The organism is Mesorhizobium sp. M7A.F.Ca.AU.001.01.1.1, from assembly GCF_004022735.1.
Classification (GTDB): Bacteria; Pseudomonadota; Alphaproteobacteria; order Rhizobiales; family Rhizobiaceae; genus Mesorhizobium; species Mesorhizobium ciceri.
Genome location: NZ_RZPF01000046.1, coordinates 1 through 15484, shown reverse-complemented (window position 1 = coordinate 15484; position 15484 = coordinate 1). Strand labels below are relative to the sequence as shown.

Below are 15484 nucleotides of genomic sequence, written 5' to 3'. Positions count from 1 at the left end.
GAGCAGCTGGTCGTCGGCCTCGAGCAGGGCGCGCATCACCAGCACATCGTGCAGGTCGCCCAGCCGCTCGCCCAGTTCGTCGACCGCGTTGCGCCTTGCTTTGATCGGTGTCGGCCACAGCCTGCCGAGCAGCGACAGATGCATGCCGTGGGTCTTGGCCGCCTTGCGCAGATCGTGGAAATCATCGGCCGCTCCCCGCGATCCGGCCTTGTCGAGCGCCTTCCTGGCGCGGCGCAGCGTGACGCGGGCGCCTTCGGCAAGCACGTCGGCCGCCTGTTCCGGCTGGTCGGGCAAGGCCAGCGTGCCGATGCGGTGCAGGCCCTCCTCGCAGGCGGCGGTCGCCGCGCCGATCGCCGCTTCGAGCCCTGTACCTTCGTGCAATTCATGCTGGCGCGCGATCAGCCTGTCGCGAACCGCGCCCAGCCCATCGTCGGCGCCCTCCTTGGGAAAGCTTGCCGCCAGGCGGTCGATGGTTTCGATCAGCGCTGTCGCCTCGCGCGGGCCGGCAAGCAGGGCCGCCACGTTGCGGTAGCACTGGTTTTCTGTCTCACAGAATGTTTCGTCACCGGAACGAACAAGCCGCAGCAAGGCGCGAGCGCTCTTCAGCCGCTTGCGGCATTTGTGCAGCGCCTGTTCCGGCCGGCTCCGTGCGGCGTCAAGATGATGCAGCGCCTTGCCGATCTCCTCGGCAAGGATTCTCCTGACCTCGCCGGTCAGCGGCAGGCGCGGATCGATGCGAAAGCTCATGCGGCGATCTCCGGAATCCCACCAAGGGCGAGCGACGCGTTGTAGAATTTCTGCTCGCCGGTGACTTCACGGCCGAGCCAGTCGGGCAGCATTTCGTCCGGCACGTCCTCCGGCGTCTCAAGTTCGGCGACCACAAGTCCCGCAAGCGGTCCGCCAAAGACATCGACTTCATAGAGATAGCCACGGTGCCTAACATGGTGACGTGTCTTCTCGATGACACGTCCGATGGCGAAGTCCAGCATCTCCACCGCCTCCGACAGCGGGATCGGGTATTCGAATTCGTCGCGCTCGCGCGCTTTGCTGCCGAATTTGAGCGTCAGCTTGGCGGAAGTGCCGTCGCTGATGCGGATGCGCACTGTGCGCCCGGGGCCGGCAGCGAGATAGAACTGGAGAATGCGGATATTGGCCTCGGCCAACTCCCGCCATGCGGTGCTGGTGACCAGGAATTTTCGTTCGACTTCCTTGCCCATGGCCGCGCACTAAAGCGTTTGCCGCCGTCGATGGCAAGACAATGACGAACAGAAGTTGACGTTAATCAATCGATTGATTAAAGTGCACTTATGATCAAACTACCTGAGCCCAAAGTTCTTCGTCGCGAGCCCGCCGAGATGACGCGCGCGGCGCTTGTCCAGGCGGCACTGAAGCTGTTCGGACGGCAGGGCTTCGACGGCACCTCGACGCGCGAGATCGCCGCCGAGGCGCGAGCCAATATCGGCTCGATCGCCTATCATTTCGGCGGCAAGGAGGGTCTTCGCACGGCCGCCGCCGACTTTATCGTCGAGACCATCCAGACGGTCGCCGGCCCGGCGCTCGGCAATGCGCAGGCGCCCGCGCCGGTCGGTCCGGAGGCAGCGCAGGCGCAGCTCTTCGCGGCGCTGGAGCGAATGGTCGGCTTTGTCGTGGCCAGTCCGCAGGCCGGTGAGATCGTGCAGTTCATCCTGCGCGAACTTTCCCATCCAACGGCAGCCCTCGATCGTATCTATGACGGTGTCTTCGAGCCGAGCCATCGCCGGCTGTGCCAGCTGTGGGAACAGGCAACTGGCGAGCCCGCCGAAAGCGAGGCCACAAGGCTCACCGTGTTCACGCTGATCGGCCAGGTCATCTATTTCCGCATCGGCCGTGAGGCGGTGATGCGCCGCATGGGCTGGCCCGATATCGGCGCCGCGGAGGCCGCCAAGGTGGTGGCGGTCACATCGGGCAATCTCAAGGCCATACTGGCCGCCAGAAAAGGGGCAAAGACAAAGGGGCAAAGACCATGAGCTTTCTGTGTTCGCTGCCGCTCGCCGCGCAGCTCTTCTCGGCCTGTGCCCCGGCAGCACCGCTGGCCGTCGGCTATGTCGAAGGCGACTACGTGCTGCTGGCGCCGATCGAGGTGGCGCAGGTAGAGACCGTCACGGTGAAGCGCGGCGACCGTGTGGTGCCTGGCACGACCGTGGTGACGCTGGAAAGTGCCGACGCAAAAATCGCTGTCGCGCAGGCGCAGGCCGGCCTTGCCCAGGCGCAGGCGCAATTGGCCGACCTGCAGATCGGCAAGCGGCCGGAAGAGATCGCCGTGCTGAAGGCCGAGGTCGATATGGCCAGCGCCCAGGCCGCCGACGCCAAGCGCAAATACGACCGCGCCGCCGATCTGTTCAAGCGCGGCGCCGGCACGCAAGCGGATTTCGACACCGCGTCGGCCACGCTCGAAACGGCCAATGCGCAGGTCGGCCAGGCCAAATCCAATCTCGCCGTCGGCGGCCTGCCGGCGCGCCCCGAGACGATCAAGGCCGCCGACAATCAGGTCAAGCAGGCGCAGGCCGCGTTGGAGCAGGCGCAGTGGCGGCTGTCGAAACGGGTGCTGGCCGCCCCTTCGCCCGGCCGCGTCAACGACGTCATCCGCAATCCGGGCGATACATCAGGTCCGACCGCGCCTGTGATTTCGATCCTGCCCGACGGCGCGGTCAAGCTCAGCGTCTATATCCCGGAGAGCGCCTTCTCCTCGGTCAAGGTCGGCACCTTGCTCGGCGTCCATTGCGACGGCTGCGGCCCGGATGTTAAGGCGCGCGTCAGCTACGTCTCGCCGGATCCCGAGTTCACCCCGCCGGTGATCTATTCGCTCGAGAACCGGCAGAAGCTGGTCTACCTCGTCGAGGCGCGGCCGGAGGGCGATGCCGGCCCGCTGCAGCCCGGCCAGATCGTCGATGTCGATCTGGCGGACAGCGCAAGATGAACGCCATCGACGTACACGGCCTGGTCAAGCGCTTTGGCGACAAGACCGTCGTCGACCATGTGACGATGTCGGTTGCCGAGGGCGAGATCGTCGGCTTTCTCGGCCCCAACGGTTCGGGCAAGACGACCACCATCCGCATCATGTGCGGCCTGCTGACGCCGGACGAGGGCGAAGGCACGGTGCTCGGTTTCAACATCCGCACCGACAGCCTGCGCATCAAGCGCGAAGTCGGCTACATGACGCAGAAATTCTCGTTCTACGAGGATCTGACGATCGGCGAGAATCTCGAATTCGTGGCGCGGCTCTACCGGCTGAAGCCGGTCGAGGGGCATGTCGCGAGCACGTTGGAGGACCTCGGCCTGACGTCGCGCCGCAACCAGCTGGCCGGCACCTTGTCGGGCGGCTGGAAGCAGCGGCTGGCGCTGGCCGCCTGCATCATGCACAAGCCGAAATTGCTGCTGCTCGACGAGCCTACGGCCGGTGTCGACCCGAAGGCGAGGCGCGAGTTCTGGGACGAGATCCATCGCCTCGCCAGCGGCGGGCTGACCGTGCTGGTCTCCACCCACTATATGGACGAAGCCGAGCGCTGCCACCGCATCAGCTACATCTCCTATGGCAAGATGCTGGCCACCGGCACTGTCGCCGAAGTGGTGAAAAATGCCGGGCTGACCACCTTCGTCCTGCAGGGTCCGCGCCTCGATCAGGTCGCCGAAGCGCTTCAGGGCCGCCCCGGCGTCGATCAGGTGGCGCCGTTCGGCGCGACGCTGCATGTCGTCGGCTCCGACAAGAAGAAGCTCGAAGCCGTGCTTGCCGATGTCGAGAGAGAGCACAAGGGCGTGAAAGTTTCGCCCGGCGAAACCAGCCTCGAGGACGTCTTCATCCAGTTCATGTCCGGCTCGAAGGACAACATGGAATGAACAGCGTCTTTTCCTTCGCCCGGCTTGGCGCCTTGCTGATCAAGGAATTCATCCAGATGCGGCGCGACCGCATCACCTTCGCCATGATGCTCGGCGTGCCGCTGATACAATTGGTGCTTTTCGGCTACGCCATCAACAACGACCCGAAAAGCCTGCCGGCAGCACTCGTGGCGACGAGCAACGATCCCTATACGCGCGCCATTGTCGCGGCGCTGCAGACCACCGGTTACTATCGTTTCGACCATGTCGCGCAAAGTGCCGCCGAGGCCGAGTTCCTGATATCGCGCGGCGACGTTGCCTTCGTCGTCACCATCCCGGCCGATTTCGCCAGGAGGGTGGAGAGCGGCAACAGCCCGCAGATACTCATCGAGGCCGACGCCACCGACCCGGCGGTGGCCAGCGGCGCCATCTCGACGCTCGGCACAGTCGCCAGCCAGGCGCTGCTGAGGGCGCAAGGCACGCAGGAAGCCGCCGCCGAGGCCGCCAAGGGTCAGCTCGATGTCGTCGTACACCGGCGCTACAATCCCGAAGGCATCTCGCAATACAACATCGTGCCCGGCCTGCTGGGCGTCATCCTGCAGATGACCATGGTGATGATGACCTCGATCGCGCTGACACGCGAGACCGAGCGCGGAACGATGGAGAACCTGCTGGCGATGCCGTCCAGCCCGCTCGAGATCATGATGGGCAAGGTGCTGCCCTATCTGGCGGTCGGCGGCGTGCAGGTGGTGGTGGTGCTGGCGGCGGCGAAACTTCTGTTCGCCATCCCCTTCACCGGATCGATGTCGCTGCTCCTGACCGCCGTGCTGATCTTCGTGCTGGCGCTAGTGCTGCTCGGCTACACGATTTCGACCATCGCCCGCACGCAGATGCAGGCGCTCCAACTCACCTTCTTCTTCTTCCTGCCGTCGATCATGCTGTCCGGCTTCATGTTCCCGTATCGCGGCATGCCGGACTGGGCACAAATCTTCGGCGAGATATTCCCGCTGACGCATTTCCTACGCATCACCCGCGCGGTGATGCTGAAGGGGGCCGAACTGCCGGCCGTGGCAACGGAGATCGGCTGGCTGGTGGTGTTCGTGGCTTTGTTTGCCGGCGTAGCATTGGTGCGATTCAGGCGGACACTGGATTAGACGCCGCACGACCTCCAGTCTTGCTACCAGCCTTCGCTCCTTGCTCCGCCCGTGGATGACGAAGGGAGAAATGCTTTCGCCAATCTCCATGGTTTATAACTGCCACTAACCGTTGAGCGATTTCGGGCCGCTGACGAAGGCGCTCCCCTTGACGTAAAACCGCAGCGGGCGATCGGCATCCTTTGTAATGCCGATCCGGATGCCTTGGGCGATGTCGCCGCCTTGATGCTCGTCGGTTGCCAGCCATAGCGGGCCTTTGCGGCAAAGATCGAGCCCGTCGAGCGAACGATCGATCCGCAGTGCCTGGGCTAGCCTTCCCGGTCCTCGCGCAAGGTCGCGCAAGCGCTCGATGCCGCGATTGAGCCGCATGAGCGCAATGCCTTCGAGCGGCTCGAGCGCCCTGATGAGCACGCCGGTTCCGACCCCTGGCATCTCGCTCGAGACGTTGAGCATGTAGGAGATGCCGTAGGCGAGATAGACATAAGCGTGCCCAGCCTCGAGAAACAACGAACGGTTGCGCGGCGTCTGGCCCCGGTAGCCGTGCCCGGCGGCATCGCCGGTCACATAGGCCTCGGTCTCGACGATGCGGCCGCTGGCGATGCCTTCGGGCAGTTCGCGCACCACGATCTTGCCGATGAGAGTGCGGGCAAGGGATGCCGTATCGTCGGGCAGCTCAGAACGCGTGAGCGGGCGGTAGATGACCATGTTCAGCCCGGCGACGATTTGGAGGCGGGCGAGGAGTGATCCAAGGCGAAACCTGCCTCAGATCCATGTCGGATCCTTTGGACATCCCGTCTCAAGCCGCGGCCATGATCCCGGCATAAGTGCCGAAATCGACATTGCCGCCGGACAGCACCACGGCAACGCATTTGCCGGACAGTTCGATCTCGCCCGACGACAGCGCCGCCAACGCCACGCAGCCGCCGGGCTCGACCACCAGCTTGAGATAGGCCATGGCGTCGCGCATCGCCTGTGCCGTCGCCTTGTCGGAAACGGCGATGCCGCCTGCCAGGTTCCTGCGGTTGATCTCGAAGGTGATCAGGCCGGGCTCCGCGGTCAGGATCGCGTCGCAGATCGACGCGTGGCCGGGTTCGTTCGACACCCTGGCGCCGGCGGCCAGCGACCGGCGGGTGTCGTCGAAATGCTCGGGCTCCACCGCCCAGACCGCAGTGTTGGGCGAGGCGTCCTTGACGGCAACCGAAATGCCGCTGGTCAGGCCGCCGCCGCCGCAGGGAATGACGACCGCGTCGAGGTCGACGCCAAGCGCTTTTGCCTGGCGCATCAATTCGAGGCCGATCGTGCCTTGGCCCGCAATGATGGCCGGGTCGTCGAAGGGTGGCACCAGCACCATGCCTCTTTCCACGTAAGGGCGAACCACGCTCATGCGGTCGTCGCGAAAGCGGTCGAACGGCACCACCTCCGCCCCCATCTTGCGGACGTTAGCGATCTTCATCGCCGGCGCGTCTGAAGGCATGGCGATGACCGCCTTGACGCCGAACATCGCGGCCGAAGCGGCGACACCCTGCGCATGATTGCCCGACGAGAAGGCGACGACGCCCTGGCTGCGTTCTTCGTCGCTCAGCGACGACAGCTTGTTGTAGGCACCACGGAACTTGAACGAGCCGGTACGCTGCAGCGTCTCCGGCTTGAACAGGATGCGGCCGCCGAAGCGCTTGTTCAGCTCCTGCGATTCGATCAACGGGGTTTCGACGATCAGGCCGGCGAGACGCGCGGCGGCGGCGTGGATGTCGGCGATGCCGGGAGGGGTGGTGGCGGTCATGTGAGGTCCAGTGGACAGGGGTCTTTCCATGATGCCCGCAAAGGGAGGCGGCGCACCATGGGAAAAATGTGACCGTTACAAGGTTTAGCGAGACGGTCGCCAACGCCTCGGCTGCACGCCCCCCTCTGGCCTGCGGACATCTCCCCACGGGTGGGGAGATCGGCTGGGTATCCGCTTTCGCCAATTTCCAACGTTGAAGAAGGGGCACACCTAATGAAGCTGACAATCTCCCCCACGTGGGGGAGATGTCCGGTAGGACAGAGGGGGGCGCCGTCCCGCCGCCGTCTCACGAGTTTCACCCCAACAGCGTCCTCTGCCTCTTGCTCCCGCCCAGCTTGCGCCAGTTGTTGAAGCGGTGGCTGGCGGCGGCAAAGGATATCTTCATCTGCTGGGCGACCGAATAGCGCGACTTGCCCTCGTCGAACATGCGGTAGCAGCACTCGACGCCTTCCTCGGTCAGTTTGCCGTCCGGCGCCTTGTTGTGCGGATTGGCGGGGTCGAATTTCTCGACCTGCTGCTCGACCAGGCCTTTCAGGCGCTGCAGATCGGCCTCGATGCTGGCGATGAGATCGAGAACGGGCTTTGGGTCATAGGGATGCGGAGGCTGTTTTGCCGTCATCTGCGGGTTCCTTGTTCTGGCTGGGTTGAATTATATAGGTGAACATTCACTGATAATGAAGGGGTCGGCCCGGCATGCGAGCTTCAACAATTCTTGACCGCGACCCAAGCGCGCAATTGACCGGAGGCACCTTGAGCCCTAGTTTAGAACTATTCTAAACTAGGGTGAATTCCTCATGCTTTCCCGTGTTTTCGGCTTCGGCCGCCGCCCCTTCGAATCGCTTTCCGAACAGGAGATCCTGGCGCTGGCCATTTCGTCCGAGGAGGATGACGGTCGCATCTATCGGGCCTATGCCGACGGCCTGACGGAAAACTTCCCGCAATCGGCAAAAGTGTTCGAGGAGATGGCCGAGGAAGAGGATGGCCATCGCGATTCGCTGATCGAGCTTTTCCGCAAGCGTTTCGGCGAGCGCATTCCGCTGATCCGGCGCGAACATGTGAAGGGCTATTACGAGCGCAAGCCCGACTGGCTGGTCCGGCCGCTCGGCATCGAGCACGTGCGCAGCCAGGCCGAGGCGATGGAGCGGCAAGCCTACCTTTTCTATGTCGAGGCTGCCAAGCGCACGGCGGATGCCTCGACGCGAAAACTGCTCGACGATCTGGCGGTGGCCGAACTGGGCCATGAGACACTGGCGCAGCGGCTGGAGCAGAAACATGTGCCGGGCGAAGTGAAGGATGAAGAGACCGCCGCCGAGCAGCGCCAGTTCATCCTCACCTATGTGCAACCAGGGCTGGCCGGGCTGATGGACGGATCGGTGTCCACACTGGCGCCGATCTTTGCTGCCGCCTTTGCCACGCATGACACCTGGCAGACGCTGCTGGTCGGGCTTGCCGCCTCGATCGGCGCCGGCATTTCGATGGGCTTCACCGAAGTCGCTTCAGACGACGGCAAGCTGTCGGGCCGCGGCTCGCCGCTCAAGCGCGGTCTGACCGTCGGCATCATGACGACGCTAGGCGGTCTCGGGCATGCACTCCCCTATCTCATTCCGCATTTCTGGACGGCGACCGGGGTTGCCGCGGTGGTGGTGTTCTTCGAATTGTGGGCGATCGCTTTTGTCCAGAACCGCTACATGCAGACGCCCTTCCTGCGCGCCGCCTTCCAGGTGGTGCTGGGCGGCGCCCTGGTGTTCGCGGCCGGCGTGCTGATCGGGAATGCGTGAGTAGCCTCACTCACCCATTCACCGCCCGACTGTCGGCCGGCGCCTCGTCCCTTTCCGTCAGCCCATAGTCCCTCACGACATGGGCGATGCGCAATCGGTAGCCGGCAAAGATGCCGCCGCGACCGGCCTTCTGCGCCTGCCGGTGTTCCTCGGTGTTGCGCCAGTCCTTCACGGCTTCCTCATCTCGCCAGAACGACAGCGACAGGATGCGGTTCGGATCGGCCAGGCTCTGAAAACGCTCGATGGAGAGAAAGCCGTCAATGCCGTCGAGCAGCGGACGCAGGTCCGCGGCGATGCTCAGATAGGCATCGCGCCGGCCCTCCGCCGGTTCGACCTCGAAGATGACGGCAATCACGGCAGCACCAGTTTCGCGTGCGGGCCTGAGGCCAGTTTCAGGAACATGCGATCCTCCTTCAGGATGAATCTCTCGCGTTTGGCGAACTCGTAGTTTGCCTTGCCGGCGGGATCGGCGGCAAGCCGGGCGCGATAGGCTTCGTAGGCGGCCAGGCTTTCGATGTTATAGGCCGCATAGGCGGTCGTCGCCGAGCCCTCATGCGGCGCGTAATAGCCGATCAGATCGGCGCCGCAGCGCGGAATGGCCTGACCCCAGTTGCGCGCATACTCCTCGAAGGCCGCCTTGCCGAACGGGTCGATCTCGTAGCGGATGAAGCAGGTGATGGTCATTGTGGTCTCCTCGGGGCTGCGTCAATAGTTTGAACGACATCGAAACGTCGTGCCGACTGGTCTGCTAGGGCTGCCAGAAGGACTTCGCGCATTCGCGGCGCACGTCTTGCCGCGTCAGGCCAAGGTCGCGCAGCTGATGGTCGTCGATCTCGGCAAGGTCGAGACGCTGCAGATGGCGGTCATACCAGCGGGCCAGCAGCCGCGAACGCAACCAGCTGACGAACGGGAAGAACCGACGGCTGTGGAGCGGGGCTGAGGGGAAAGCGGTTCGTGCGGCCATCGTCGTCTCCTTGATCTCACCGGAGAATAGTGATTATCTGACAAGAACGCTTCGATGAGGAACGAACTATGCGCGAAGGACCCGACATCGCCCGCATCGCCAGCCTGGTCGGCGACCCGGCACGGGCAAACATGCTAAATGCCCTGATGGGCGGCACGGCGCTGACGGCAAGCGAGCTGGCGCTCGAGGCCGGCGTCTCGCTGCCGACCGCCAGCTCGCACCTGGGCAAACTGATGGAAGGTGGGCTGCTCACGGTGGCGAGCCAGGGCCGGCATCGCTATTACGGCCTCGCCGGACCGCAGGTGGCGGGCATGATCGAAGCCATCACAGGCGTCGCGGAAGCCGTCGGTCCAAAGCGTGTGCGGCCGGGTCCGCGCGATGCAGCGATGCGCGTGGCGCGCGTCTGCTACGATCACCTCGCCGGCGAGCAGGCAGTGGCGATGCTCGACCGGCTCGTCGCCAAGAACGTACTGGTCCGCGACGAACAAGAGATCAGGCTCGGGCCATCGGCGGCTTCGCATTTCGCCGCGATCGGCATCGACGTCTACACCAAGCCGCGCCGGCCGGTATGCCGCGCCTGCCTCGACTGGAGCGTGCGCCGTTCGCACCTCGCCGGCACGCTGGGCGCCGCCATCCTCGACAAGATCCTTGCCGAGAAATGGGCGCGCCGCGAGAAGGACAGCCGCGCGGTGATTTTCTCGCTGCCGGGCAAGCAGGCTTTCGAGAAGGTGTTTCTGAGCTGAGGAGCCGACGCTGATTTCGTCACGCTGGCAGGCCAGAGGGGGCGCGAAGGATCGCTGCGCTGGCAAATTGCGCGAACTACCCCCGCTTCAACGCCTTCCCCTGCTTGAAAAATTCCCTCCACGGATCGGCTTTCGCCAGCTGCTTCAGCGTCGTCTTGTCGCCGATCGGGAAAGCGTTCGGCGGCAAGCCGGCCTCGATCTCTGGCCAGGTCACCGGCATCGACACGGTGGCGCCTTTCTTGGCGCGCGAGGAATAGGGCGCGACCGTCGTCGAGCCCCTGCCGTTGCGCAGATAGTCGACGAAGATCTTTCCCGTGCGCGCTTTTTTCGACAGCGTCGCCGTGTAGCGATCGGGGGCACCCTGCTCCAACGCGCGGGCAAAGTCATGGGCGAAGCCCTTCACCGCATCCCAATCCGCCGCCGGTTTCAGCGGCACCAGCACGTGATAGCCCTTGCCGCCCGAGGTCTTGACGAAATTCGGCAGCGACAGCTCGTCGAGCTTGCCCCGGATATCGAGTGCCGCCTCGCGCACCGCCTTCACGTCGACACCTTCATCGGGATCGAGATCGAAGATGATCTGGTCGGGCTTCTCGATCTCATCGATCGTGCACCCCCAGATGTGGATCTCGACCACGCCATACTGGACCAGTGCGGCAACACCATCGAAATCCCGGATGAACAGGATTTCCTCGCCGTCGGTCGGGTCCTTCATGCGCGCGATCTTGTCGCTCATGCCAGCCGAGGCATGCTTCTGGAAGAAACGCTGGCCGCCGACGCCGTCCGGCGCCCGCACCAGGCTGAGCGGCCGGTTGACCACGAACTGTTCCATGCGCGGCCAAACCTGTGCGTAATGGTCGAGCAGGCCCTGCTTGGATATGTTTTCGTCCGGCCACAGCAGCTTGTCGGGATGCGAGAGTTTGACCGTGGTCGTGATCGACCCGGCGGCTTTGCCGCCTGATGCCGGCTTGGCCGTGCTCTTGCCTGTCGATGGCTTGCCTGTCGCCGCTTTGGGCTTTTCCTGCACGACTTCCTCCGCCGGCTTGTCCTCGCGCAACCCCTGGAACGAGGCGTGGCGTATTATACGGTCCGAGGTCCAGCTGCGAAACTCCACTTCGCCGACAAGTTCAGGCTTGACCCAGACCAGGCCCTTGCCCTTCGGCACGGCGGTGGCGAAGGGCGATGATTTTGCCGTCAACGCATCGAGTTTTGCCTTCAGCTCATTGGCGCCCTTGCCCGAAAAACCAGTGCCGACGCGGCCGGCATAATGCAGCTTGCCGCCCTCGTGGAAGCCGACCAGGATCGAGCGCAGTCCGCGCCCGGTCTTGTCCGACGGCAGGTAGCCGCCGATGACGAATTCCTGCCGCGCCGTGCATTTCGATTTGACCCAGGTCGGGCCGCGGCCGCTGCGGTAGGGTGCATCGGCACGCTTGGAGACGACGCCTTCCAGGCCCATCCGGCAGGCATGCTCCAGCATGATCTTGCCGGGTTCGGCGAAATGGTCGCTGAAGCGGACCGCCGCATTGTCGGACTGTTCGCCGAGCAGTTCCTGCAAGGCCTGCTTACGCTCGACCAGCGGCTCGCGCCGAAGATCCTGCCCATCGAGCCGCATCAGGTCGAACACGTAATAGATGAAGCGATTGGTCCGCTTCGCCGACAGGTCCTGCTGCAGCAGCGCGAAAGACGAGACGCCGCTGTCGGCCAGCACCACCACCTCGCCATCGATGATGGCGTCGCTGCACTTCAGCCCGGCCAGCTCCGCGACGATCTCGCCGCCGAATTTCTTCGTCCAGTCGAGGCCGGTGCGGGTCAGCAGCCGCACATCGGTGCCGGCGATCTGCGCCTGCATGCGATAGCCGTCGAACTTCACTTCGTGCAGCCAGTCCTTGCCCGGCGGCGCATCGCGCTCGAGCGTGGCCAGCTGCGGCTCGATAAAGTCGAGGCGTTTGCCGGCTTTTGTCTTGACGGCGGCCGGCTTGTTGGAATGCCAGACTTTCGGCTTCTCGCCCTTCGCGGTCTTGCCCTCGCCGACCTCCTCGATCGTCAGGCCGGACTTCACCGATTCAGGCGCTTCCTTGAGGATGTCCTCGCCGGGACGCGCTGCGGCATCGTCCGACTTGATCAGCAGCCAGTTGTCGCGCTTTTCACCCGCTCGCGGCTTCAGCCGCACCAGATGCCATGCCCCATGCAGCTTGTGTCCCCTGAGCTCGAAGCTGATATGGCCCTTTTTCATCGCCTTGGCCGGGTCGATCTCGGGAATCCAGGTGCCCTCGTCCCAAACGATAACCGAACCGCCGCCATATTCGCCCTTGGGAATGGTGCCTTCGAACGGCGCATAGTCGATCGGGTGATCCTCGACATGGACAGCCAGTCGCTTCTCATGCGGGTCGAGGCTCGGGCCGCGCGTCACCGCCCAACTCCACAGCACGCCGTCATGCTCGAGCCGCAAGTCGTAATGCAACCGCGTCGCGGCATGCTTGTGGATGACGAAGATGCCGCCGGCCTCGCCCTGCTTGGTCCGGGCGACCTTGCCGGCCGGTTCGGCGGTTTTCTTGAAATCGCGCTTGGAGTGATATTGTTCGAGGCTGGCCATCCGTTGGGTTCCTCACGCCGATTTGCGTTTGGGCGCGCTGGCTTTCGACTTGGCGCGTTTGGCCGCTGGCCTGGCCTTCGCCGACGAAGATGTTTTCGATGACCCGGAGTCCGACAGGCTCTTCTTCAGCGCGTCGAACAGATTGACGACATTGGAAGGTTTGGGCGCCGCCTTGGCCTTCGGCGCCTTGTGGCCGGCCTTCTTGGCGCGGATCAGCTCCAGCAGCGCGTCCTCGTATTTGTCGTCGAATTTCGAGGGATCGAACTTCGTCTTCTTCTTGTCGATGATCAACTCGGCCAGATCGGTCATCTCCTGATCGGTCTTCACGGGCTCGATGTCGCCGAAGACGGTGTCCGGTTGCCGTACCGTGTTGTCGTAGCGCAGCGTCGTCAGCACCATGCCCTTGCCGAGCGGTTCGATCACCACCGGCCGTTCGCGTCGGTAGAGCACGATACGCGCCAGCCCGGCCATCTTCTTGCCCGCCATCGCATCGCGAATGACGGCGAACGCCTCTTCCGACACCTTGTCGGCGGGCGCCACATAGTAGGGCGTGTCGAGATAGATCTGCTGGATCGAAGCTTTGTCGACGAAACCGTCGAGCGCCATCGTGTGCGAGGATTCGATCTGCACCGCCTCGATCTCGTCTTCCTCGATATGGATGAAATTGCCATCGTCGAGTTCATAACCCTTGATCTCGTCATCCTCCTCCAACGGCTTGCCGGTTTCGGCATCGACATAGAGGCGCTTCACCGTGTTGCCGGTCTTGCGGTTGAGAATGCGAAACGAGACCCGCTCCGTATGGGTGACGACATTGGTCAGTTCGACGGCACAGGTGACCAGCGAAAGCTTCAGATAGCCTCTCCAGGCCGGACGCGGCGCCATGATATCTTCCCTTCAGAACCAGATGAAGGTGAGAACGGACAGATCGCGCTCCAGTTCCGCGCTCCCGCGCCGATCTGGATGCCAAGGGGCCGCCTGAGTGGTTCTGGCCGCCAGCACGGAAATTTCGCGGGCTCGGCAAAAGTTGAAACAGAACCGCGCGCAGGCGACATTCAAACGAAACATATGTGATGCAAAAGTCACATTGGCCGGAATGCCAACCAACTGCACGGAAAGACCCCGAATCAGCCGCATTCCAGCCACGAAGCAAGGCATTTTCGACCAGATATTAACATCACGTTCACCGACTATTCACGCCTCGACGCTATGATGACCGCAATTCGGAAGGGACATCCGAAAATCGGGACAGGGACAAGGTAATGAACTTCCTCGCGCACCTCATCGGCTATGCCGCCGCCATCCGCGAATTCGTTGCGCCGACCTACCGGCCCGAACGCTATTACATGCGCGGCCCCGGCCCGGCCTGCGCCCGTCGCGGCAACTCGCTGGGCGCGCACTGATCATGGCTTTCGAAAATCGCCACAACAGCCGGATCTGCAGGCCGGCCGCCTCTATCCGCGCCACCACCTATCGCGCCGAGCGTCCCGCTCTCGCCGACAGGCGCCGTGCGACATCGCCACGGCTTTGATACCATCGCTGGCCGGCTTAGTGTCATAGGACACGAGCAGCCGAGGCCAGCGTGACGGACCATCTTCAACCAGTTCGACCCCAGTCAACTCGTCCCTTCGAAACAGTTCTCGACTCACGCCATCCATTGATCGTTTTCGATGGCGTCTGCGTGCTCTGCTCCGGTTTCGTGCGCATGGTGGTCAGGCTCGACCGCCAAGGCCGTTTCCGCTTCGCCACCGCGCAGTCGCCCTTCGGTGAAGCGCTGTTCCGGAAGCATGGACTGCGCACCGACTCTTACGAAACCAATCTCGTCCTGATCGACGGCGTCGCCTTCACGCGGCTGGACAGTTTTGTCGCCGTCATGGCGGAACTCGGCTGGCCTTGGCGGGCGGCCAAGGCACTGTTGCTGTTGCCGCGCCCGCTGCGTGGTTGGCTCTATGATCGCATCGCCAGGAACCGCTACGCCCTGTTCGGCAGGAAGGATGCTTGCGACATTCCTTCTCCGGAGCTGCGCAAGCGGTTCCTTGGCTGAGGGTGTGGCTATGCGCTACCGCGGCTGGCTCGTGCCATCCGGCCGGCACGGCTCGAGCACGATCGGTCCGCCTGCCGTCCTCCCCAATTCCCGGCAGCCCTGAACCGTGCACAGTGTCCAGCCGTCGCTGGTTGCACCTGAAGCGGCGAGCACGACGCGCCGCTGCGGGCCGACATCAGGCGCATAGCTCCACCAACCCTCCTTCAGCACCGCGCCTTCCGGCGGCTCCATGCCGGCGCCCGAGCCCTCGATCCGGGCTTCGACCACCTGCAGGCCGGAGGACGTGACCTTCCAGTCTTCTTGCCAGCGCGTCCGTTCCACCGAATGCGTCCAGGACAGCGTGAAGGCGGCGACGGAGAGCGTTACCGTCTTGCCCGCGGCCAGGATGCACAGGCTCATGTTCTGACTGAAGCCTGCCGCGCGCGAAAACAGTGCCAGCCGATCCAGGCCAGCGCCAGCACCCAGCCGGCCTCGTCGGTGAGCGGCACCGCGGCGACCAGCAGCACGCCGGCCGCGAAGGCGACGAGCCGCTCCCACCACGCCATGCGGGTGACCAGAAAACCGACGGCGGCGGCACCCCAC

At 64.0% G+C, this 15484-nt stretch carries 21 protein-coding genes; 8 read left to right on the top strand and 13 right to left on the bottom strand.

Going from position 1 to position 15484, the window contains the following annotated elements; genetic code table 11:
* Together EN884_RS05045 and EN884_RS05040 are read right to left on the bottom strand one after the other, a co-directional pair.
* Nucleotides 1-747: CHAD domain-containing protein (locus EN884_RS05045; RefSeq protein WP_164894926.1), on the bottom strand; the 747-nt coding region annotated here is incomplete at its 3' end.
* Nucleotides 744-1217: a CYTH domain-containing protein gene (locus tag EN884_RS05040; RefSeq protein ID WP_013528659.1), complete on the bottom strand. Its 474-nt coding sequence runs from the start codon at nt 1215-1217 to the stop codon at nt 744-746. The genes EN884_RS05040 and EN884_RS05045, both read right to left, overlap by 4 nt.
* A 90-nt stretch (nt 1218-1307) precedes the next feature.
* Between EN884_RS05040 and EN884_RS05035 the strand changes: the two genes are divergently transcribed.
* From EN884_RS05035 to EN884_RS05020, 4 genes are read left to right on the top strand one after another with little or no spacing between them, the layout of a single operon-like run.
* Nucleotides 1308-2006 carry a CerR family C-terminal domain-containing protein gene (locus EN884_RS05035; RefSeq protein WP_063169644.1) on the top strand — a complete coding sequence of 233 codons (699 nt, stop codon included), beginning with the start codon at nt 1308-1310 and terminating at the stop codon, nt 2004-2006.
* Nucleotides 2003-2956 carry an HlyD family efflux transporter periplasmic adaptor subunit gene (locus tag EN884_RS05030; protein ID WP_027161228.1) on the top strand — a complete coding sequence of 318 codons (954 nt, stop codon included), beginning with the start codon at nt 2003-2005 and terminating at the stop codon, nt 2954-2956. Before EN884_RS05035 ends, EN884_RS05030 begins: the two co-directional genes overlap by 4 nt.
* A complete protein-coding gene (locus EN884_RS05025) occupies nt 2953-3873 on the top strand; it encodes an ABC transporter ATP-binding protein (protein ID WP_063169645.1) in 921 nt (306 codons plus the stop codon). Before EN884_RS05030 ends, EN884_RS05025 begins: the two co-directional genes overlap by 4 nt.
* Complete coding sequence (locus EN884_RS05020; RefSeq protein ID WP_013528655.1) at nt 3870-5006, top strand: ABC transporter permease; 1137 nt, start codon at nt 3870-3872, stop codon at nt 5004-5006. Before EN884_RS05025 ends, EN884_RS05020 begins: the two co-directional genes overlap by 4 nt.
* Nucleotides 5007-5111: 105 nt before the next feature.
* Here the strand turns inward: EN884_RS05020 and EN884_RS05015 are convergent, their stop codons facing one another.
* The 3 genes from EN884_RS05015 to EN884_RS05005 form a co-directional block, all read right to left on the bottom strand.
* Nucleotides 5112-5711, bottom strand: coding sequence for a DNA-3-methyladenine glycosylase (locus tag EN884_RS05015; RefSeq protein ID WP_063169646.1), 600 nt, complete (start codon nt 5709-5711; stop codon nt 5112-5114).
* Between the two features lie 91 nt (nt 5712-5802).
* Nucleotides 5803-6786: a threonine/serine dehydratase gene (locus EN884_RS05010; RefSeq protein WP_027161221.1), complete on the bottom strand. Its 984-nt coding sequence runs from the start codon at nt 6784-6786 to the stop codon at nt 5803-5805.
* Between the two features lie 295 nt (nt 6787-7081).
* The gene (locus EN884_RS05005) at nt 7082-7405 is read right to left on the bottom strand and encodes a hypothetical protein (RefSeq protein ID WP_024502197.1); all 324 of its coding nucleotides are present in this window, start codon (nt 7403-7405) and stop codon (nt 7082-7084) included.
* Nucleotides 7406-7580: 175 nt separating this feature from the next.
* On the opposite strand from EN884_RS05005, the gene mbfA reads away from it, so the two are divergent.
* Nucleotides 7581-8564, top strand: coding sequence for an iron exporter MbfA (mbfA, locus tag EN884_RS05000; protein WP_013528652.1), 984 nt, complete (start codon nt 7581-7583; stop codon nt 8562-8564).
* A gap of 10 nt (nt 8565-8574) precedes the next feature.
* On the opposite strand, the gene EN884_RS04995 is transcribed toward mbfA, so the two are convergent.
* The 3 genes from EN884_RS04995 to EN884_RS04985 all read right to left on the bottom strand — a co-directional run bounded on the left by EN884_RS04995 (nt 8575) and on the right by EN884_RS04985 (nt 9528).
* Entirely contained in the window at nt 8575-8919 is a 345-nt protein-coding gene (locus tag EN884_RS04995; RefSeq protein ID WP_013528651.1) for an antibiotic biosynthesis monooxygenase, read from the bottom strand.
* Nucleotides 8916-9248: an NIPSNAP family protein gene (locus EN884_RS04990; RefSeq protein ID WP_013528650.1), complete on the bottom strand. Its 333-nt coding sequence runs from the start codon at nt 9246-9248 to the stop codon at nt 8916-8918. Before EN884_RS04990 ends, EN884_RS04995 begins: the two co-directional genes overlap by 4 nt.
* Before the next feature lie 64 nt (nt 9249-9312).
* Nucleotides 9313-9528, bottom strand: a complete 216-nt coding sequence (locus tag EN884_RS04985; protein WP_063169647.1) for a DUF1127 domain-containing protein — start codon at nt 9526-9528, stop codon at nt 9313-9315.
* Nucleotides 9529-9596: 68 nt separating this feature from the next.
* On the opposite strand from EN884_RS04985, the gene EN884_RS04980 reads away from it, so the two are divergent.
* Complete coding sequence (locus EN884_RS04980; RefSeq protein ID WP_013528648.1) at nt 9597-10271, top strand: winged helix-turn-helix domain-containing protein; 675 nt, start codon at nt 9597-9599, stop codon at nt 10269-10271.
* Between the two features lie 76 nt (nt 10272-10347).
* Here EN884_RS04980 and ligD read toward each other — a convergent pair whose 3' ends face one another.
* Genes ligD through EN884_RS38535 form a run of 3 tightly spaced genes read right to left on the bottom strand, consistent with a single transcriptional unit; the run spans nt 10348 to nt 13971 of the window.
* Nucleotides 10348-12861 carry a DNA ligase D gene (gene ligD / locus EN884_RS04975; protein ID WP_063169648.1) on the bottom strand — a complete coding sequence of 838 codons (2514 nt, stop codon included), beginning with the start codon at nt 12859-12861 and terminating at the stop codon, nt 10348-10350.
* 12 nt (nt 12862-12873) lie between these two features.
* Nucleotides 12874-13743, bottom strand: a complete 870-nt coding sequence (locus tag EN884_RS04970) for a Ku protein (RefSeq protein ID WP_063169649.1) — start codon at nt 13741-13743, stop codon at nt 12874-12876.
* 12 nt (nt 13744-13755) lie between these two features.
* Nucleotides 13756-13971, bottom strand: coding sequence for a hypothetical protein (locus tag EN884_RS38535; RefSeq protein WP_127224458.1), 216 nt, complete (start codon nt 13969-13971; stop codon nt 13756-13758).
* 149 nt (nt 13972-14120) lie between these two features.
* Between EN884_RS38535 and EN884_RS04965 the strand changes: the two genes are divergently transcribed.
* Together EN884_RS04965 and EN884_RS04960 are read left to right on the top strand one after the other, a co-directional pair.
* The gene (locus EN884_RS04965; RefSeq protein ID WP_013528645.1) at nt 14121-14261 is read left to right on the top strand and encodes a hypothetical protein; all 141 of its coding nucleotides are present in this window, start codon (nt 14121-14123) and stop codon (nt 14259-14261) included.
* 254 nt (nt 14262-14515) lie between these two features.
* On the top strand, nt 14516-14902 hold the full coding sequence (locus EN884_RS04960) for a DCC1-like thiol-disulfide oxidoreductase family protein (RefSeq protein WP_255337212.1): 387 nt from the start codon (nt 14516-14518) through the stop codon (nt 14900-14902).
* 15 nt (nt 14903-14917) lie between these two features.
* Here the strand turns inward: EN884_RS04960 and EN884_RS04955 are convergent, their stop codons facing one another.
* The gene (locus EN884_RS04955; protein WP_063169651.1) at nt 14918-15301 is read right to left on the bottom strand and encodes a DUF1850 domain-containing protein; all 384 of its coding nucleotides are present in this window, start codon (nt 15299-15301) and stop codon (nt 14918-14920) included.
* Nucleotides 15298-15484, bottom strand: a 187-nt coding sequence (locus EN884_RS04950; protein WP_164894925.1) for a hypothetical protein, incomplete at its 5' end; no start/stop codon positions are given. The genes EN884_RS04950 and EN884_RS04955, both read right to left, overlap by 4 nt.